Source organism: Klebsiella planticola (assembly GCF_000783935.2).
GTDB classification, from domain to species: Bacteria; Pseudomonadota; Gammaproteobacteria; order Enterobacterales; family Enterobacteriaceae; genus Klebsiella; species Klebsiella planticola.
On record NZ_CP026047.1, the window covers coordinates 4,609,741 to 4,627,443 of the forward strand.

The window sequence follows — 17,703 nt, forward strand, 5'->3', positions numbered from 1 at the left end:
TTTAATCTCCAAAAAATTGCACTGGCGCGTCGACCAGCGATTGAATGCCGTACTGGCGGATGATTTTGCGACGCAGGTCAACGCTGATGTCGTACCGGCGTACCCACTGGTTATTGATGAGTTCTGGGAGGTTGAGGATCCGCCCGTGCTGCAGGAACGTGAGCCCTACCTGGTTCAGCCCGTCGTTGTTCTGAGCCACCAGCAGACCGTCACGAAAGCGTGTGGCCGTCGACAGCCCCTGTGGTCCGTAAAAGCACAGAATCAGGCTCACGGTCTCATGGGACCACTGCTCGGTGTTCTCTTCGCCCTGTACATAAGCTGGGTTGAAGTCTTCCTGAATACCGGTGATACCGAATGCGCACCAGGTGGTGCCGTTTTTGGGTATCTGCTTTTGTGGGTCGGTCCAGCGCGGGTAAACCAGCGCGGCATCCAGCCCGGAAACACCCCGTATCCAGCGGCTGATTAACCGCTCCAGATCCTCATCGTAGGGCGGTGAGTCACTGACGGGCGTCAGATATCCCGCCGTTGTGCTGTCGTTACTCAATTGGCGTTCCCCCGTCGAATTCCAGAAGTTCGCAATGTGCCTGGACGAACCCGGCACCGTACGCCGTATACTGATCGACAAACGTCACGCGATAGTCGCGCCCCTGGTAGGTCACTGTGTCAGCATCCAGTCCGGGCTGACCCTGCGTAAGCCTGAACTGAGTAACGATGAGGATTGCGCCGTTGATGTTCTGTCCGGCGGCCATACGTTTAGCTTCCAGAGAGCGGTCAACGGTCACCACACCGGAGAACGGGATATCCTGCGGCGTATTGATCGGGAAGTTATCTTCGTCAACCGTCTGCACCTGTCGGTGACATACCAGCGTCAGATCGACAAAATCCGGGTCCAGAAGAACCTCTGTCACATCGAGTAAAGGCATTATTTTTTCCTTACGACGTATTGAATCGCACGCAACAGGAAGCCATGAGCGTACAGCGGCTTAATACCTCTCAAACCAGCAGCACGACGTCGCTTAAGCGTCTTTTCGGATAAAGGCTCTAGTCGATCACCGTCACCGATAACCGCCTTTGCGGCATCACGGGCAATCTGTCCAGCGGCTTCAAGATGCTGCTCTGCCACACCAGAATTCCCCTCAAGCGCAGCCTGTGTGGCAAGCTTCAGCCGTGCGGTGGTTTTATCCCGAGAATCCTCTATACCCATATCGAGAAAAGGCCGTGGCGGAAGCGTGACGATCTCGCCGTCAATCTCTACGGTCGCCCCGGTGGACTGCAGGTAACCAATTTCGGCATTACTCAGTGGGGAATCTTCACGTGGAGGGCCAGCGGGAATGCCCACCAGCACATCGGTGCCAGATAGCTTATTCAGTGCGTCGAGAACATCGGCGTAATTGTCAGAGCGTATCGTGAGTCCGCTTTTCATTACGGCGTCCCCAATTGAACTGCTCCCGCACCGAAAATCATCAGATATTCCCAGAACTCAGACCCATAACGGGAGTTATTCCAGAAGCCCGCATTAGGGTCCAGCGTCGCGCTGGCATCGTAGCTTACCGAAACCTTATCCACTGACTTTGACGTCTGCACACCGCTATTTGCACCACCAGCCGAACCAACAGCAACGCCACGCATATCAGCAGCGTACAGGTACAGGTAGTGCGCGACATACAGACCAACAACATAGGGGAAAATATCTTCACCAAAACGCGATTCACTCAGCAGGACATCAGCGAGGGCAAGCCGCGCCTGGATCATTGTGGTTGGGTACTTTGTTTCGTCAGCGAACTGCGTGAATGCTGCCCTGAACTTCTCAGGCGTCGGTAGACTTTGATTTCTTGCCATTAGTGGTAGTCTCCGCCAGCTTCGCTTCGAGTTCTGCAATACGCGCTTCGTACTCAGCAATACGCGGGTCTTCAACCACTGCCGGGGCCTCACCATCAGGTGAGCAATGCGCTTTCACAAACCAATGCTCTGCAACGGCATCATCAACGTCATGAAACCCCGCCGCAAACGGAGTGATTTTGTCGCCGTCGTTAAAGTTGAACGCGGTCAGTACATAGATTTTCTTCATCGGAGTTCCTTAGAAAAAGCCCCTGTGAAGGGGCTGTATCTGGATTAAATGCCATCCATGTAGTTCAGGGTTTCCGGGTAAACCGGTTCAACCGCACCCAGCTTGCCGTAATAGGTCACCAGCTGATACAGGCCGCGATACTGGATCGGGACGCTCTGCAGCGGGACCATCGGGAAGCGAACAAACTTCTTATCATTGGTGTAGGCGACCATGCGATCAGTACCGCCCACACCGCGACCTTTCATCCATTTAACCGGACGAATGTTCAGCGGCTTGCCGTTCTGGTGGTAAGCGATAGTGTTCGTTTCCAGGTAGGTCAGCAGAGACTGGTTACCGGCGCTGGAAACGATGGTGCTAGCAATGAACGAATACTGCTCAGGCGGGATCAGCAAATCTTCCGGCACTTTGGAGTAAGCGGAACGGGCCCATGCATTGCTCAGCACCTGGTTAATGCTGGCGCGGATTTCGTCGGCGGTTGAGGTAGCCCACGTTTTGATCGCGTTGGTCGGCGTTACCTGAGACAGGTTAAGCAGCCCTTTTGCGCCTTTTGCCGTGTCACCGATATAAACCTGCTCATCGGTGTCCATGTTCCACTTAAGCTGCATGCCGTCGTATTTCTGGGTGTCGATGGGGCGACCGACCTGCGCAGCAGCATTAAGCTCAATAACAGTCCAGCCAAGCTCCATGCCCCACAATTCGAGCGGGAAGCCTTTCTTCTCGGTATCAACGTTGATACCGGCAATTGCTGTTGCCAGCGGGCTGATCCAGTTCTTGCCGTTGGCATTAGGCGTGCCAGCCGCAGCAAAGGTGGTGTTGGTGAAAGAACTGATTTCGTCAGCGATAGACACGTCTTCGCGCAACCGAATATCGCGACTCCACGTCTGCGAGGTCAGCGGCAGATTCAGCGTCTGGTCGAGGCGCTCCAGTTCTCCGATGAGAAAGGCACCAGAACTGTCGACTGTTGCCTGGTCAAATGTCATTGGCATTTGCGATTTCCTTAAATATTAAAGGCCAGTTCAATGTTGCCGTTCGTGTCGCCAGGGCCATTGAAGTAAGCGTTAGTGATCTGCACGGTGTTTTCGCCATCAGCGGCTGCGAGGAAGGCACCAAGCGGACTGGATGCCGTCGGCGTTGCCACACGCATAAAAACAGCCCCGCCAAGCGTTACAGCACTGGCATCAGCACCGAGGTTGACCGTGACATAACCACGCTTCATGCAGTCGCCCGCGAAGTTGTAGCCACTTCCGATCTGGCGCACCTTGTCGGGCTGATTTGTAGTTGGGTAAGGACGAACATAGATACCCACCACAACAGAAGCCGTATCAGCCGCCTCAATCGGCACAAACTTACCTGCCGAAAACTTCCCGGCAAGACCGTACGCGGCGAATGCCTTTGTGCTGTCCAGTGTCTGAGGTTCAACCGTCAGATCCTGCGGACGAGAGATTGCACCGGCGATGCCTGCAGGCATCCGGTAAAGAAACGTGTTATCCATTGAATGCCCCGTTAGTGTTTAGCCCAGAGTTCCTTCGCGGCGGCGTTAATCTCCGCGATGGTTTTGGTGGTGTTGGAGTTGATAGAGCGGAAACTATCGGTAGTTTTAGCCGCGGTATTGCGATTCTTCGCCAGTTCAGATACAGCGTTAAATGCCATATCTACCGTAGCTTTTTTCAGTTTGGTGATATCGGCATCACCAACGATAGAGCGCACCATCGCCTGATCGGCAGTTGCCAGCACTGAGCGCTTGAATGCGGTAGGCTTTGCTTTGGCGGGCAACTGAATGCCTGGCTGAATCAGATCGGCACGATAGGCGGCATCGCCGGTAACCGCACCCTCTTCCTCTTTCTTCTCCTCTTCATCCTCATCGCCGGTAGCAGCTACCGGGGTGAGCTTAGCAACCGCTTCAATCAGCGCTTTGCCCCAGGCGGGAATTTCTTCATCATCATCTCCCGTTCCAGGAAGGGCTGGGCTTGGTAACGGGCTTTGTGGCGAGAGATTAATCACCACCCCACCTGGCGTAAGCGTCGAACTCACGTCATCATCACCCGTAACGCTCTCCGGTGGATTATCAATAAGGTTCGCCATTTCGGCGGCGTCGTTGGTTTTACGAGCGCGCACAAGGCGCTCCCACCAGTTTTTGGCTTTATTTGGCATGCTATCTCCAAGTGCGCAGCGAGAACCGGCCCGCCCGTTAGGGACGAAAGCCAGATGATTACCGGTAATCGCGTACTGCTCCGCGATACCCGGCGAGATTTGGCGGTAGTCTGCGTCATATCCGCAGCTAACCTCGTCATCACCATCTGCCACCGCCTGGATGGCTTCCGGTGTTTTTGCGATAACGTCAGCCAGGAGCAGGTCTGCCTGATCTCCGCTACCGCGCCTGACGTTCTGAATATGGCCGTTTGCCAGTTGGCGCCAGTTTTCTGGTGTCACGAAAATGATGTTGCCGTTGAAATCTTTCGGATGACCGATAGTGACCGCCATCCCCTCAAAAGAGGCTATTGTGCGCTCACTAAATACCTCTTCTGGAGTCCGGCGTACGACGATCAACCCCTGACTATCTGGCTCAATCCCCGGTAGTTCTTCCGCGCCGTAGACCTGCTCTCCAGTGCGTCCGATCGGCACGTCTTTGAATAGCACCGAGCCATCAGCGAGCTGGAAACGAGTATTCCCCAGGCGGGTTTTAAAGAAATATTTCATGGTGTGTCGCCCTGTATCGGCGTCGCCGGTTTTACTGCCTTTGTGTTGATATCTACGCGATATATCTAGAAATGCTTTTGGGTTGTTATTCAGGAAACGCAGTAACAAATCCCTTGCATCCTTGTTTTCAGATGCCTCATTGAAAAGCTGTCGAACCTTTGAATTGAATCTGGCATCGCTGTCGCTCTTTGGTGATTTTTCCAGTTCGGCTTTCCAGCTTCGGTAGGCAACGCTCTGCTTTTCATTCAGGCTAACTTTGTACTTACCTTCAAATTCCGGTTTCGATTTCGTCAACTCGTTAACTGGCGTTGATTTTTCCGGCTGCGTTTCGTTTTTTTTGGTCTGAGTGATGCTCTGTCCATTGAATTTCCCTCCCATTCCGGCTTTGACAACCCCATCCTCGCCGATCAAAACCGGTGTTCCCGTCCCGCCGTTGGGATGGACAGTTATCCACCTGTCCTCATCGATAAAATTGATTCTCACCATGGGGACTCCCTGAGGCGTAATAAAAAAGGACGCTCAGAGGCGACCTTCGGTAAAGGGATAATTGTTCAAAATAGCGGGCTATTTAACATAATGGTTCTTACCCGCACCACCAAAAATGGACTGGATTGAAATGTCCTGTTAGAGCCTCATAACCAGCAGTTTTCCAGCCGGAAATTCAGCTTTTTTGAACGCAACATTTTCGTAACATTTCGCGGGTATTGGGCTTCAGCCAGAATGACAGGGATAGCCGCTGTTTTTTCATTTTCCCGGGTCAGGAATCTGCACTTCCGACCAACATTTGCAGTTAGGCAGACACCCGGCATGTCCGGTCATGCCGTCGAGAGTCGGCGGGTTATCCCAGCGCACGAACTTATCTTTCATTTTGCGGTGTGATGGCCGGGTGCCAGCACCCTCAATGCGCCACCAGTAGCCCTCCGATCCGACTGCCAGAGCCCGCGCCTGTGTCAGTGCGCCAGTAGCGCGACCAATCTCAGTGCGCGCTATCATTCGCGCCCTGCTGGCCGCTACATCGCCGGACTGCATGATCATATCGTAGAGCTGGTCAGGTCGTTCACCGTTGATAACCGCCTGTATCGCACGCTCCTGGATTTCCCTGACCCTGCCAGCAGCCTCTAATGGCAGAGACTTCATGTAGCGAATCTGCCGGTACACGATGTCCTGTGCGACCATGCCGACAGGAGTGTTACCAATCACGTCACGCAGAACAGCGGAAATTTCTTCCGAGACAGACCGCCACTGATTCCACTCTTCCTGCTCCACCTGGGCAAACATCTTTCGTCCGACCATTTCGGCCCAGTCGTCGATCACCCCGGAGTAGTCAACCAGAGATTTAGCAATGCTCTCAGCGCTTGCCTGTGAACCATCGTATGAACCCGTTACGATTTGATTTATCTGGTCGACTATCGCCAGTAGGCTTTTCTGATACTGCCGCTCCGACCGGCGGCGGAGGTTGGGTTTCAGATTCAGTCTCCTCCCACTGTTTCGCCGCATTCTGGATATCCTCGTCAGTAATTGATGCACCGATGCCTGTTACATCGGCCAGTTCGCGTAGGTCAGTCAGCGCAGCTGCTGGAGACATGCCCAAATCACGCACAGCCGTTGCCAGGGCATTGGCGGTATTGGTCGCCACCGTGGATCGGTCGGTGTCACTCATCTGCCACAGCGGATTAAACTCGAAAGTGAAATCGTCCGGCAGCGGCTCACCAAACTCCGAGCGATGCAGTACATCGAATAGCAAGCGGATGTGAGGCCGTAAATCTCGCTCCTGCAGCGTCCCCACGTCATCGTAGTAGTTCGCCAAATCAGCATCGCCGGTTGAAAACCCCTTTGGTGACTGTCGGAACAAGCGAACAAGAGGGATACCAACAGCACCAGCGATATCCTCTTTAAACTCCCCCAGGAGATCAGAGAGGCCCGCGAAAGAATAAGAATGAGTTTCAAATTCATCCTCCAAATCAAAGAGGGACATCCCCTCATTCGTCTGGAACTGGCGGACCATTTCCATGTTTTTGATCAGCGCTTCGAATGGCTTGCCGCCCAAAGCGATAATTTCACGTAACTTTTTAATCTTAACTGTTCGAAGATGCGCCTTATACGCGAGCTGGGCTGCGCCAACACTGGTGCTGTCGTAGGATGTCAGACGGTCGAAAATACGCTCAACAATGGACATACCCCATTCGTTTTCGGTGATTTTCTGCTGGTACGGCAGTTTCACGCCATCCATGCGGATCAGGCGACTGTGATGAACTGTCCAGGCAGGCAGCCCCTGCGCCGTCGTCACAATATCGTAGAACTCTGGCTTGCCGAGGTTGGGCCCAAGCGCTTTTATGCGCCTGGTCAGTTGCGGATTAATCATCCAGCGGTCGAGGACGGCCAGCCCTTTGAAACTTCCCTTGCCGACCTTATCCAACATCAAAGGCGTTAACGGTGCCTGCCCTTCAATAAGGATCAGTGCAACAGCCCCGCCATATAGCCGGGACCATTTCAACGTCTCGTTGATGCAGTCCCACAGTTGTAGCTCATCAAAGCGTGACTCCAGCACTCCCCGACGTTTCGGGTCAATCTCGCTGGTAATGCGAACGCCCTTTTTGGTCATGTCGTCCGCTTTCGAATCGACAGCGGCGCCAATAATCCAAGAGGAGCGGTACGCATACTCAATCAGCAACCGGTTACGGCTGGTATAGTTCGCCCGATATGTCGATGCAGCGTGCTGGTTAGGCTGCTGCATGCCGACGCGGGCCATAAAGTTATCGTACGAATCCGCCGTGGCGACTCGTCCCGTTTTTTTCGCCATGGTGATGATGCTCCGGTTTTTCGATACCCGTGACGGATCAGATAATTTGTTAAAAAATGGCCCGATTTAACATAATGACTGTTACCCGCACCAGCCGGATCCCTCCCATGATGAAATGTCCGCCAAAGGCTTATTTCGTCAGGATAAGTAGCAGAAAGTGCGTGAATAAAACGTGCATAAACAGGGTCAAAAAGTGAATAGGGATTTTTCGGCGTGAGGTGGCTATTTCCTGATGTTTAACCTCTTCCCAAGGCTTCCCAGATATCCATTGCCGTATCAGTCGGGGCGAATGCCATAATGAATGCATCAGCCACGTTCGGTGACGGAACATCACGCTTAGCGAGGTCTTTCTTGCTCTCCACCATTACGCGACCATTCTTGTCAAAATCACGGTGCGGGGTGGTAAGTTCCAGCTTGAGCTTTTCCAGCAGCGGACAGGATGAGTCAATGCTAATCAGCTCATCTACCGGGTACTGCTCGCCGTTCTTTACCGCGTTGAAGGTGTTACGGAAGCGATCCGCTACCAGCCACCAGGCTTGCGCTTTGAGGTTGGCGAAAAAATCCTTGTTCGGGATGCCAATATATTCGTAGTCCGGCTCATTCACACCAGCGCCAGCATTGAAACGCTGATAGTTGATGCGGGATGCATTCATGTTTTCGCGCTTACGATCCTCATTAATTTCTGAGAATTTCGCGCCAGCAGATGCCCCAACGCCGATTGAGTCGTAGACGATATCAGCATCACGCTCCAGTGCCGCCTGATAGGTACGCTGGCAGCTCTTCAGCAATTCGTCTTCTTTCGCCTTCCACTCATCCGCCCAGTACACGACGGAGCCGTGACGATAGACGTTAGCGCACTTATCGGCGCCGCTATCAGCAACGTCGAAGCCAATACGCTTGCGCCCGCTCGGCTCGAAATTAAGGACTTTATGGGCATCAACGGCCGCCTCAATCCATGACAGCTTGATAATGGCCGCATCATCATCCGACTCTGGCACGCCTTCGTAGACATGCTTAAACCCATCCGGATCCCGGCGCTTAGCGGCTTCGATAACCTTCAGCATAGTGTCGGACAAAAAGGGGTTTTCATCGTAGTTGATTTTGCGTATCAGCGTATCTTCTGGCGGATCGACCACAAAGTTACGCCACACGAAATCAGTCACCAGTCCGGGGTTAAAGATAAACCAGCACTCTGAGCCCTCTTTACGGATGGTAGGCTCCAGTATCTTCCACTGGTATTCCGTCAGCGCGTGGGCCTCTTCAAGCCACAGAACGCTGATACCTTCCAGAGACTTAATCTCTTCAATGTTGCGCCAGAGCCCATAAAAGACGAATTCAGACCCGGTCACCCGGTTAATGATTTTGTTGTTCAGAATGCGGAAACGATGCCGCAGGCCAAAGCGGTCAATCTGAATTTTGAGCAGGGTATACACCGACTCTTCAATTTTGTTCTGGATCTGACGTGCACAACAAAAGCGCAGGCTGTATTTATTCGACAGAAATATGGCTATGCCAGCGGCATCCCACGATTTTGACGATGACCGGCCACCATAAAGCACTTTGTTACGCGCCTGCGTCGTCCAGAAGCTACGCAGGACCGGATTCAGCGTCGGTTTGGATGTCAGAGTAGAAGTCATTGAGGTCACGCTCTCCGTTGCCATCATCAATACCTGCATCACGGCGAAGACGATCGGCCTCCAGCGACACCTTATCAGTAGCAGCCTTGCGATAGTCCGTATCAGCAAATATTTTGCCTACCGTCGCAAGCGTGCCGACGATGGACTCAATACGAACGGTATTGCGCATCATCGCCTTCTCGGCGGCACTGATATTTTCCATCAACACCTTTCTTTCCTGGTCCCCTTCAGCATCATCCAGCTTGGTCAACCACCGGCCAATATTCTCTGCGGCGACAAGGTTGTTAGCCCGAAGGCGAAATAATTCGTCTTCGAGTGTCAACGCTTTCGCGTCTTCAATGACCTCATCTTTAAGCAGAAGGCGGCGGGCGTAACCTCCATGCTTTAACGCCTGCTGGTTGCCGGGTTGGAATGGGTTGGTCGGAGGATCGGTACGCACCCCGCGTATCGGTTTCGTATCTGGTGGAGGTTCGGCTTTTGGTTGCGTACTTTTTTGCGTACGGCCAGCGCTGGCAGGCTTTTCGCTGGTACGCGCATTACTCTTTTGCGTACCATTTTGCGTACCATTTTTGCGTACCTGCGTACCGCTATTGCGTACCCAGTCAAACTTTTTAGCCCTCTTCCTGATAGCCCCTTCAGTAACGCCGTATTTATCGCCTATATCACGGAGACTAAGGACTCCGGCCCGGTATGCCGATTCGATGGCCTCCCAGTCCGGTTTTGCCATAATTTTGTCCTCGCCTTGACATTATCGAGCCACCTCTTGAAGTGGCTCTGTAATGCCCTACTGACGTTTTGTTTCCGCCTGTCTGATATCAGCCTTATCCCGGTTGCACTTCCCCAGCGCCGATAGCAGTCCTACGCCAAAACACAGGTGTACTCCTCCGCAATATGGTCCGGGTTACGAAATGATTAAACATATTTAGATACACGATGTATTGTTTAGTCATTAGCTGTTCATTCAGCGCCCCGTTTACTTTTGGATATCCTCTTCGGGGTTTTTTATCACGCCGACCTCGCCATGCAGGAACGGCAATGTAGCCCCGCTACTGACTCACTGCACGGTAGTAGGCCTGCCAACGGTATTTATCTAACCGCAGTTGGCGCAGGCATTGAGCGGTTTCGACGTCTGACTGCAGGTCTTCGTCGCTATCTTTCCCTGCGTCACTTGCTTTGCACGGCGCCGTCATCAAATCCGGGGATGGCGTTGGCAGCGTCGATAGCTCGCTGGCGCAACTGCACAGCATCATCGTCAAACCGGCACACAGTACGATTCGGAGACTGGACATATTTCACCACGTCGCGGGTTATGGTTCGGTAAATGACCTTGCCCTCTTCTGTAGCAGCAGCGGCCTTTTGCTCTACCGGCTGGATAGTCTTTTCGGCTTTCTCTTTCCTCTTCGCCGCGAGGGCGTTGATATGGTCAGCGTGAGAATTCCAGCCTGAACGCCACGAGAAAAAGCAGGAAAGCAGCAGGATGACTACAGCGCTGATGATTGCGGTTAATCGGCTCATTCATCTATCCCCCAACATGCCAGTGCGCTCTCCTGGTCTCGCCTTTCGACCTGGCCGTAGCAGCCGTTCTTTTGGCCTTTGGTCAGCCGGCAGTCGCGGCCACCGTCTTTAATCCACCAACGGATCGCTTCGCACGCACCTTTTCGGTCACCGGCATTAATTCGTTTGTAGAACGTTGATGGGAAGCACTTGGGAGGTCCAATGTTGTACGGACAGAATGACGCGATACCGACCTTTTGCGGTGCCGTCAGAGGAACCTTGATATTCCGGTCTACCCAAGCCAGCGCCTTGTCGCGCTCAATGGCGTTAACCTGATCGCACTTGGCCTGCGTTAACTTCATGCCCTGCGTTACAGGCTTGCCATCAACCCGGGTTGCTCCCCGGCATATCGTCCAGACGCCAGAACCATCACGGTAAGCCGTCAGGCTGTTACCCTCTTTCTCATTCAGGAACTGATCCATCAGCGTTGGCGCTGATGCGCCCGCCGCAATCAGGGCCAGCATGGCCGCGCTGAGTTTTGTTTTCAGGTTAGCCATCGCTATTCATCCTGCGGTGGCGGGCCACCATAACCACGATCAAGGGACTGCTGATACATTTTCGTCCAGCGGCGCTTAAAGTAGAGATTGGTCAGGTAAGTCGCTACACCAATTATCACGCCACTGGCCAAGGCAATAAAATTCCAGTCAAGACCATGAAACCAGTCATAGGTCCTTGCCAGCCCTGTGCATATCAGTCCACCTGACGTGCAGTACGAGGCCGCAGAAAAGATTTTGTCAGGCATTTTCATAGTCTCCACCTCGCGTTGTTAGCGGGTGCTGTGCGTGAAAGAAGTGGGCGAGCTCTGCGCAAGCGCCCGACGGGTGGGTTATGAGCCGTCGCCGGTGAGCCCTGTATAGGGAATGGCCACCAGATGGATTTACGACAACACACAGAGTGAGTGACGTTCTGGCGGCACAAATAGAAAAGGCCGAACAAATGCGCGGCCTTTATATGTCTGAGCAAAAAAAAGCCCACTCGTCGAAGTGGGCAAAATGGTAGTTTGTTCAGTGGAGGTTACACCGCCAGCTCTGCCACAACGTCTTATGCACGTTATTTCAGGATTTAGCGAAACGATGCAACCACACAAAAAGTATAGTACGTAAAACAAGAAAAACATGGAGTGTGGTGCCGGGTGCCTCCCGGTAAGTCGCCGCCAGTCCACAGACGACTCGCAATGCGCAAAAAAACATATCAGACTGGCAATGCCCCTCCGCATAGGGGGATTCACCACACCAAAAATTTAACATCTGATGAAACTCGTTTCAATGCTCTACGACGATGTGACAGGGGTACTGATGCAATGCATCTCGCGAATACCCCTGTCGTATCGCCGGAAAGCAAAAACCCCGCAATGGCGGGGTTCTCGTTATGTTCAAATTGTCGCTTTTTACCGCTGCCGAGTGGCGCAGCTCTGCCAAGCATGAATGAATTATCTAACTTCCTGGGTAAAATTCAAGTTATTTTTCCAAAATGATCACGGTTAGATAGTTTTTGCGGATAGAAAGACCTTTGACCTGAATATCTGAAGACACCATTTAACGCGCTCCCGTGCCTGTTCTGACGTGAGCCAGGGGGCTAACCGCTGCAGCTCTCTGGTGATATCGGATATTTTCTTTCGGGTGGTGTAGTAGCTCACGCCAACAACGTAGACAGGATCGCTTGAATCAAATGCCTTGAGCACGCATTGCTCTACAAAATCGACATCATCATCACGAATAGCGGTATCTATCACACTGCTGGTAGCCTTCGGCCATAGAATTGCGTGTGCCCTGTTTAATGCCTGTTGCCCGCTAAAACCCTCTCCTCTTGCCTGCTCAATGGCGACAGTAAAACGCTCCAGCGCTTTATCTGACCAGCGCATTCCCTTCTGCATCCTCCAGCAGGAATGGCTGGTAGGACTCCTGGGGGCCATTCCACCGCAGACACTTTCCCCCCAGATGGTAAGCAGAGATTTAATCCAGGCGGACTGAATGCCAGTCAACAATTCAGGTCGCCCCAGGTATCGTTTATGGACGGCGGCAGCCACCTCTGACAGGGCACCATTGTGTTTACGACGCTGTTGTGGGGTCATGCGTTTTCTCCTTTGCCAGTAGCAAACAGCGCCAGTGTCAGAAATGCGCGGCCCTTTGCTTCGATGTCTGTTCGATTGATGTAACTAAAACGCTCTCCTCGCCAGGTCTTATCAAATACAGCAATAGCACCTGCGAAAAATGCACTAGTCGCCTTTTGTTTTTCATCCGCAGGCTTAAACCAGACAGGCAGATCGAAACCAATTCGCCCACGGATAAAGCAGACATGATCCGCACCTTCCGGCCACCATGTTTCACTCGTTGCTGACTTAACCAGGAAGACATAGCGCCCGCCCTTCTCACGTTGTGCAACCGCGTAATTCATGATGTGAGTCATGCCAGTGATGGCTTGCTTTTCGTGATATTGAGAGCGGCTATATGGAGGGTTTCCGAAGGCCGCGCCGCCAAGTTCATCCAAGCGGCCAGACCAGTCTTGCACCAGCGCATTGTCTTCAGCGGTATACCAGGCTGGGCATTTTGCGTTGCTGTCGTCGGCGAACAGGTCCAAAACCAACGGGCCAAACATCGCATTAATGCCCCAGAACAGCGGATCCGGGGTACGCCATTGGTCGCCAACCTCTTTTAATTTATGAGATGCCGCTACGCGCTGAGCAGCAAGGGATTCGCAGTAAGGGTTAGTCATGCACTGGTTCCCCCTAACTCCATAAGAACCTGATTAAGCAATTCAGCCTCGGTACCGAATTTCTCTTCCCATGACTTACGGCCAGCGTGAATGGCAACGCCGTAACCACCTGTACGATGATGGGCGTGGCATAGAGGAATTACATGGAAGTTATCAGCACGAACAGACAGGCCTGTTCCAGAACTGCAGTGATGGATTTCTGCCGGTGATTCACCGTAATTTAGGTTATGGCAAACTATGCAACCGAGCGCGGCCACACGACTAAGATGGAGCTTTTCAGCTTTGTTTTTTGATTTGCTCATATCGCACCGCCTAAGCGCGACAGACAAACAGAAACACCGCGCACAAAGGCACGGCGTTGAATGGCGTTACTGCGTTTTTGCGTCATCACTTTACTCCGGTGATGGCGCGATAGGTTCGGTGTTCAGCCGAGATGATTAGTATAAATCACTTTTTCTTCTTCCGGAAGAATACTTTACACTCCTCGTGAGATTCCTCAGTAGTTACAATTTTACCCTTTTCAATTGGGGTAACGACATAAACGCCACCAGGAAGATGATCGACGACATAGCTGCCCAGGATGCAAATTGCTTCATTCATTTTTTTCTGATTCATTAGTCAGCACCTTATGAGTATTCCATAAATCGTAGGTTTTGCTTTTCCTGTACAGGGATGGATAAAAATGAACTCGCGACGTCCTGGAATACAATGACATATTTAGATCGTCCATCAAGACCCTATTTTCACGGGCAAAAGAGAATGATAATTAAAACACAAATAACAACAAATTCAATGCATTACAAAAATACATAGAATATAAAAAAGTCATTCATATTTTTTCTCTGGCGCAACCCCCTATTTAACTAAAATAGAAGAGCCAAGCAAATTTCAGAATTTAATTAATTGCAGATTAAATGAGATAGCAGAAAAAACTACCGCAGCAAAGAATGCACATTTTGTGTAGCGTGCAACCCCCTATTTTCCAAGCCAGAAAAAGAAAACCCGCAAAAGCGGGCTTAAGGTGATGGACTAATAATCACAGAAGTAACTTGGGTTCGACCTTGCAGTGAATCTCCCACAGACTGATTCCACAGCTCCCACAGAAGTTAGCCAGGTAGTCCAGCCCGGACCACTCCCGAACTCCATCACGCGCAGCTCCTACGTACACACCAATTTCTTTATCACGCTAAAGGTCGAACAACCACCTGCCGCCACTATTGGCATCTCTGATCGCCACTATGCGAGTCAGATTTAGGCAGCATCCCAACAAGGATCATTGGCGGCTTTGGGGCGGGTTTCGATAAAAATACCTACTTGACAATGACTCATACTACAACCGAACCATTTCTGCCAATGAATACCATCCATGCATATTTCAAGAGTTTGATCATTCCCTCTGAATCTAACCCCCTCAAACAACATGTCAAGGCGCTCCACAATAATACCATGCGGAGGATTTAATTTTAAAACAAGGACTATGTTACCTGGCCCACTACGTATTGTTATCTTAGGACCAATACACTCAACATCCCAATTTCCGGTACTGACAGACCATTCATTATCTTTAATAACAAGGGCATCTCTTCCAACGGAGTCACAAAACACCCCTGAAAGCAGCATTGGTGAACTAACTTCTTGAGGTGGACGAACAGATAGCAAAGAGCGTCCATTAACCATAATCAAATGAGCACAATCATAGAAAGTAACCCCCGCAAATACGACTTCAATCGGATCGCTATGAAAGTCAAACATTTCATTAGCGTGCCCATTCCGAATACAAACGGGATTTTGGTTAGCTTGGGCTACAGTCTCTCGAGACAACCTTCCCCGTGCGCGACTTTGATTGCACCTAGGGCATAATAAAGTCATGCCATCAGGGTTATGCTCTTTAGCATCGACAAAATCAGGAGCAAAATGCTCATAATCATAAAAACCTACGCCACATATTACGCAACCGAAACCGCATCTCTGCCTGATTTCTCTTTTGACACCTTCAGGAATTGTTCTCGACAACCCATGATCATTAGTATTTGCCATTCCAGTGCACCTCACATAAACCTCTTTAACTATAATCGAAGCATATAAGGATGAATACCCCCCCTGTAATTTGAGAAGAAAACTACTTTTTTAATCCATCATCTTGATTTTTACAGTAATGTGCAATTACCTCATTCCACAACTCACGCAGGGAATCATAAGCATCAGACCAATTAGCGGTCACATAAGCACCAATTTTAGTTTTGAGTTGAAAGGCTCTTAACTGTTCGGGTGAGACATCCTTCGGTACCATCACGTAACCATCCGGAATTACCGGAGAGTTGCCAGCATTTGGATGCAGAGCGCGAATGCCTTCGGCCAATTCTGCTAACGTGTCCGAGTGCTCCTGAGCTGCAAGAATCCCGAACTCGAATGAGTTGGTGTCCGGGTCAAATTGTCCGTGCTCGTTATCAAACGATTCTCGCTGCTTATCTAAATAGTTGGCGGCGGCCTCAATGCCATCGCGGTAGAAAGTGACTACCGGAGCTGGCTGCGCTTGGCGATAGAGCGGGAAAGCGCCTTTCACATTTTTACTGCACTGGTCTATAAGGTCCTCGTCATCAGGGTCAAACCTACCGAAATAGCCCACCGGCTCGCTGTCCATTGCGGCCTTGCGGCGTTCCTGTAGCTCACGCAGAGCTGAAATCATATCTGCATATTCTTCCGCTGCACCTGTGTAGCCGTGCCCCTGGCATCCAGTGAAGCTTTTCTCCATTTCAGAAAGAAGTGCGGACAATTTGTCGTCTGTTATGGTTAATGTGCTGGTCATTGATTAGCTACTTTAGCTCGGCATTCTTGCAGCTCTATCACTATGGAGAGCATTCTTTCCCACCATTCCTCATCGACAGCTGGACTACGCAATGCCAGCATTCGTTCAGCGTCCTTTCTCATTTTCCCAAGGGCTAGATTTGATATCGGGCTATTCATGCAGCATCCTCCCCTAACACCCAGCGCAGAGCTTCGGCATAATCGCCAATGGCGCCATCAAGGGCCTTGGTAATTTCTTTGCGAGTTTTAATGCGCGTTTTTTTATCGCCGAGAACCTGCCGCTGACGACGTGCTTTTTCGTGGCCGGTAGTGCCAGCGGTCGCTGATTCGATTTCTGCCACTTTTTCCCGCTGTTCTTCGGGCTTCAGTGATGCCAGTTGCCGTGCCTGGGTAACGGTAACCGTGCCGGACTCCACTGCATCCCGAACGGCCTGTGTGGCATCGAGCAGAGACAGAGTTGCGCGTACGGTTTGGATGCTGACCCCGAACATCAGCGCCAGGTCTTCTTCATCGTGACCGCGCTCCAGTGCGTCGGCCATCTTCTTAGCTCGGCCCAACGGAGTATCGGCCTGCCGGATTTCGTTAGCAGAAACCATCGCTTGAGCCATGCGAACAGCTGAACCGCGTTTAGTAACCGCCGGGACCAGTAGTCGGGCCTTACCCTCTTTTGCCAGAAGCTTGTTCGCTTCCAGTGTATGGCGTACGCGCTGACGGCCATCGACCACACAGGGCAGCCCCGTTTCCGGGTCTTTCCAGACAATAATCGGCTCCAGAACACCCTGGTCCATGATGTTCAGCACCATCGCCTCGTTAATCGGCAGATGGATACGTTCGTCGTAAAGCGGGTGGGTCTTATCGGTAACCAGGTGCAGGTTTTCCGGTTCGAACATCAGAACGTTGGTTTTGCCGCTGGCGCCGTATGCATCGATCGAATTTTTAGCCATTTTTCACTCCAGTTTCCGCTATCCACTTTTCTTCGAGGTTTTGCTTCGCTTTTTTCCGACTACCCGCCCAGTAGCTTTCCTGAACGCGATAGTGGTCATACGGGCATTTCAGAGCTCCTGAGCAGGATCCAAACCGGTAATCTTTCCAGTGAAATTCCGGAGCAGCGCCACACTTGGGGCATACAGGTAATTTCATCTCGCAATCCCTCGGTGCTCTCTCAGGAGAGTCTCAAACATCAGACGTTCCCGGTTGCTACACCCAAACGGCATGTCGTTAACACGCCAAACGGTCGCTCCATTGCGGAGACCGCCCGGGATGATGCGGTGCATCCCTCGCAACTGACGGATCTGCCCGGACACTGACGGCATGCCGCGGTTCAATGCGCTGGCAATTTCTGCGGCTGTCATATCGGGATTGGCCGCGATAAATTCGAGCATTGGGATTTCACCGCGATACTGTGTTTTTTTCGATTTAGTCGTTTTCAT

23 protein-coding genes are annotated in these 17,703 nt (G+C 51.7%); all 23 read right to left on the reverse strand.

Annotation, left to right across the window (positions count from 1 at the left end; translation table 11 throughout):
- Position 1: 1 nt before the first annotated feature.
- Positions 2-544: a phage neck terminator protein gene (locus MC50_RS22185; RefSeq protein ID WP_406628448.1), complete on the reverse strand. Its 543-nt coding sequence runs from the start codon at positions 542-544 to the stop codon at positions 2-4.
- The gene (locus MC50_RS22190) at positions 537-923 is read right to left on the reverse strand and encodes a hypothetical protein (RefSeq protein ID WP_047664960.1); all 387 of its coding nucleotides are present in this window, start codon (positions 921-923) and stop codon (positions 537-539) included. The genes MC50_RS22185 and MC50_RS22190 overlap by 8 nt, the downstream gene beginning before the upstream one ends.
- Positions 923-1,423: a hypothetical protein gene (locus MC50_RS22195; RefSeq protein WP_047664961.1), complete on the reverse strand. Its 501-nt coding sequence runs from the start codon at positions 1,421-1,423 to the stop codon at positions 923-925. Before MC50_RS22195 ends, MC50_RS22190 begins: the two co-directional genes overlap by 1 nt.
- Complete coding sequence (locus tag MC50_RS22200) at positions 1,423-1,839, reverse strand: DUF4054 domain-containing protein (protein WP_047664962.1); 417 nt, start codon at positions 1,837-1,839, stop codon at positions 1,423-1,425. Before MC50_RS22200 ends, MC50_RS22195 begins: the two co-directional genes overlap by 1 nt.
- A complete protein-coding gene (locus MC50_RS22205) occupies positions 1,808-2,068 on the reverse strand; it encodes an STY1053 family phage-associated protein (RefSeq protein ID WP_047664963.1) in 261 nt (86 codons plus the stop codon). Before MC50_RS22205 ends, MC50_RS22200 begins: the two co-directional genes overlap by 32 nt.
- A 44-nt stretch (positions 2,069-2,112) precedes the next feature.
- Positions 2,113-3,054: a DUF2184 domain-containing protein gene (locus MC50_RS22210; protein ID WP_047664964.1), complete on the reverse strand. Its 942-nt coding sequence runs from the start codon at positions 3,052-3,054 to the stop codon at positions 2,113-2,115.
- A gap of 11 nt (positions 3,055-3,065) precedes the next feature.
- Positions 3,066-3,560: a structural cement protein Gp24 gene (locus MC50_RS22215; RefSeq protein WP_047664965.1), complete on the reverse strand. Its 495-nt coding sequence runs from the start codon at positions 3,558-3,560 to the stop codon at positions 3,066-3,068.
- 11 nt (positions 3,561-3,571) lie between these two features.
- Complete coding sequence (locus MC50_RS22220; RefSeq protein ID WP_047665612.1) at positions 3,572-4,765, reverse strand: DUF2213 domain-containing protein; 1,194 nt, start codon at positions 4,763-4,765, stop codon at positions 3,572-3,574.
- A 744-nt stretch (positions 4,766-5,509) separates the two neighbouring features.
- Positions 5,510-6,058, reverse strand: a complete 549-nt coding sequence (locus MC50_RS22225) for a phage head morphogenesis protein (protein WP_047665615.1) — start codon at positions 6,056-6,058, stop codon at positions 5,510-5,512.
- 55 nt (positions 6,059-6,113) lie between these two features.
- Positions 6,114-7,565 carry a DUF1073 domain-containing protein gene (locus MC50_RS22230; RefSeq protein ID WP_044347000.1) on the reverse strand — a complete coding sequence of 484 codons (1,452 nt, stop codon included), beginning with the start codon at positions 7,563-7,565 and terminating at the stop codon, positions 6,114-6,116.
- Between the two features lie 236 nt (positions 7,566-7,801).
- A complete protein-coding gene (locus MC50_RS22235; protein ID WP_047664966.1) occupies positions 7,802-9,202 on the reverse strand; it encodes a PBSX family phage terminase large subunit in 1,401 nt (466 codons plus the stop codon).
- Positions 9,153-9,641, reverse strand: coding sequence for a hypothetical protein (locus tag MC50_RS28710; RefSeq protein WP_004218030.1), 489 nt, complete (start codon positions 9,639-9,641; stop codon positions 9,153-9,155). The genes MC50_RS22235 and MC50_RS28710 overlap by 50 nt, the downstream gene beginning before the upstream one ends.
- A gap of 725 nt (positions 9,642-10,366) precedes the next feature.
- Positions 10,367-10,717 carry a hypothetical protein gene (locus MC50_RS22245; protein ID WP_020804394.1) on the reverse strand — a complete coding sequence of 117 codons (351 nt, stop codon included), beginning with the start codon at positions 10,715-10,717 and terminating at the stop codon, positions 10,367-10,369.
- Positions 10,714-11,253, reverse strand: a complete 540-nt coding sequence (locus tag MC50_RS22250; protein WP_046852424.1) for a lysozyme — start codon at positions 11,251-11,253, stop codon at positions 10,714-10,716. Before MC50_RS22250 ends, MC50_RS22245 begins: the two co-directional genes overlap by 4 nt.
- 2 nt (positions 11,254-11,255) lie before the next feature.
- A complete protein-coding gene (locus MC50_RS22255; RefSeq protein WP_004151282.1) occupies positions 11,256-11,504 on the reverse strand; it encodes a phage holin in 249 nt (82 codons plus the stop codon).
- A gap of 732 nt (positions 11,505-12,236) precedes the next feature.
- A complete protein-coding gene (locus tag MC50_RS22260; protein ID WP_047664968.1) occupies positions 12,237-12,827 on the reverse strand; it encodes a hypothetical protein in 591 nt (196 codons plus the stop codon).
- Positions 12,824-13,468 (reverse strand): phage N-6-adenine-methyltransferase, encoded by a 645-nt coding sequence (locus MC50_RS22265; RefSeq protein WP_080748457.1) that lies wholly within the window; start codon positions 13,466-13,468, stop codon positions 12,824-12,826. The genes MC50_RS22260 and MC50_RS22265 overlap by 4 nt, the downstream gene beginning before the upstream one ends.
- Positions 13,465-13,770: a Ref family recombination enhancement nuclease gene (locus tag MC50_RS22270; protein ID WP_047664969.1), complete on the reverse strand. Its 306-nt coding sequence runs from the start codon at positions 13,768-13,770 to the stop codon at positions 13,465-13,467. Before MC50_RS22270 ends, MC50_RS22265 begins: the two co-directional genes overlap by 4 nt.
- A gap of 145 nt (positions 13,771-13,915) precedes the next feature.
- Positions 13,916-14,083 carry a hypothetical protein gene (locus MC50_RS28715; protein WP_190306312.1) on the reverse strand — a complete coding sequence of 56 codons (168 nt, stop codon included), beginning with the start codon at positions 14,081-14,083 and terminating at the stop codon, positions 13,916-13,918.
- A 636-nt stretch (positions 14,084-14,719) separates the two neighbouring features.
- Positions 14,720-15,505: a hypothetical protein gene (locus MC50_RS22280; RefSeq protein WP_072025010.1), complete on the reverse strand. Its 786-nt coding sequence runs from the start codon at positions 15,503-15,505 to the stop codon at positions 14,720-14,722.
- Positions 15,506-15,587: 82 nt separating this feature from the next.
- On the reverse strand, positions 15,588-16,274 hold the full coding sequence (locus tag MC50_RS22285; RefSeq protein WP_052135806.1) for a hypothetical protein: 687 nt from the start codon (positions 16,272-16,274) through the stop codon (positions 15,588-15,590).
- 154 nt (positions 16,275-16,428) lie between these two features.
- Positions 16,429-17,217, reverse strand: coding sequence for a ParB/RepB/Spo0J family partition protein (locus MC50_RS22290; RefSeq protein ID WP_047664970.1), 789 nt, complete (start codon positions 17,215-17,217; stop codon positions 16,429-16,431).
- Between the two features lie 192 nt (positions 17,218-17,409).
- The gene (locus MC50_RS22300; protein WP_052135807.1) at positions 17,410-17,703 is read right to left on the reverse strand and encodes a hypothetical protein; all 294 of its coding nucleotides are present in this window, start codon (positions 17,701-17,703) and stop codon (positions 17,410-17,412) included.

Coding starts and splice junctions, on each gene's coding strand:
- MC50_RS22190 (WP_047664960.1), bottom strand. CDS start 923: ATGCCTTTACTCGATGTGACAGAGGTTCTTCTGGACCCGGATTTTGTC.
- MC50_RS22195 (WP_047664961.1), bottom strand. CDS start 1,423: ATGAAAAGCGGACTCACGATACGCTCTGACAATTACGCCGATGTTCTC.
- MC50_RS22200 (WP_047664962.1), bottom strand. CDS start 1,839: ATGGCAAGAAATCAAAGTCTACCGACGCCTGAGAAGTTCAGGGCAGCA.
- MC50_RS22205 (WP_047664963.1), bottom strand. CDS start 2,068: ATGAAGAAAATCTATGTACTGACCGCGTTCAACTTTAACGACGGCGAC.
- MC50_RS22210 (WP_047664964.1), bottom strand. CDS start 3,054: ATGCCAATGACATTTGACCAGGCAACAGTCGACAGTTCTGGTGCCTTT.
- MC50_RS22215 (WP_047664965.1), bottom strand. CDS start 3,560: ATGGATAACACGTTTCTTTACCGGATGCCTGCAGGCATCGCCGGTGCA.
- MC50_RS22220 (WP_047665612.1), bottom strand. CDS start 4,765: ATGAAATATTTCTTTAAAACCCGCCTGGGGAATACTCGTTTCCAGCTC.
- MC50_RS22225 (WP_047665615.1), bottom strand. CDS start 6,058: ATGGTCGGACGAAAGATGTTTGCCCAGGTGGAGCAGGAAGAGTGGAAT.
- MC50_RS22230 (WP_044347000.1), bottom strand. CDS start 7,565: ATGGCGAAAAAAACGGGACGAGTCGCCACGGCGGATTCGTACGATAAC.
- MC50_RS22235 (WP_047664966.1), bottom strand. CDS start 9,202: ATGACTTCTACTCTGACATCCAAACCGACGCTGAATCCGGTCCTGCGT.
- MC50_RS22245 (WP_020804394.1), bottom strand. CDS start 10,717: ATGAGCCGATTAACCGCAATCATCAGCGCTGTAGTCATCCTGCTGCTT.
- MC50_RS22250 (WP_046852424.1), bottom strand. CDS start 11,253: ATGGCTAACCTGAAAACAAAACTCAGCGCGGCCATGCTGGCCCTGATT.
- MC50_RS22255 (WP_004151282.1), bottom strand. CDS start 11,504: ATGAAAATGCCTGACAAAATCTTTTCTGCGGCCTCGTACTGCACGTCA.
- MC50_RS22260 (WP_047664968.1), bottom strand. CDS start 12,827: ATGACCCCACAACAGCGTCGTAAACACAATGGTGCCCTGTCAGAGGTG.
- MC50_RS22265 (WP_080748457.1), bottom strand. CDS start 13,468: ATGACTAACCCTTACTGCGAATCCCTTGCTGCTCAGCGCGTAGCGGCA.
- MC50_RS22270 (WP_047664969.1), bottom strand. CDS start 13,770: ATGAGCAAATCAAAAAACAAAGCTGAAAAGCTCCATCTTAGTCGTGTG.
- MC50_RS28715 (WP_190306312.1), bottom strand. CDS start 14,083: ATGAATCAGAAAAAAATGAATGAAGCAATTTGCATCCTGGGCAGCTAT.
- MC50_RS22280 (WP_072025010.1), bottom strand. CDS start 15,505: ATGGCAAATACTAATGATCATGGGTTGTCGAGAACAATTCCTGAAGGT.
- MC50_RS22285 (WP_052135806.1), bottom strand. CDS start 16,274: ATGACCAGCACATTAACCATAACAGACGACAAATTGTCCGCACTTCTT.
- MC50_RS22290 (WP_047664970.1), bottom strand. CDS start 17,217: ATGGCTAAAAATTCGATCGATGCATACGGCGCCAGCGGCAAAACCAAC.
- MC50_RS22300 (WP_052135807.1), bottom strand. CDS start 17,703: ATGAAAACGACTAAATCGAAAAAAACACAGTATCGCGGTGAAATCCCA.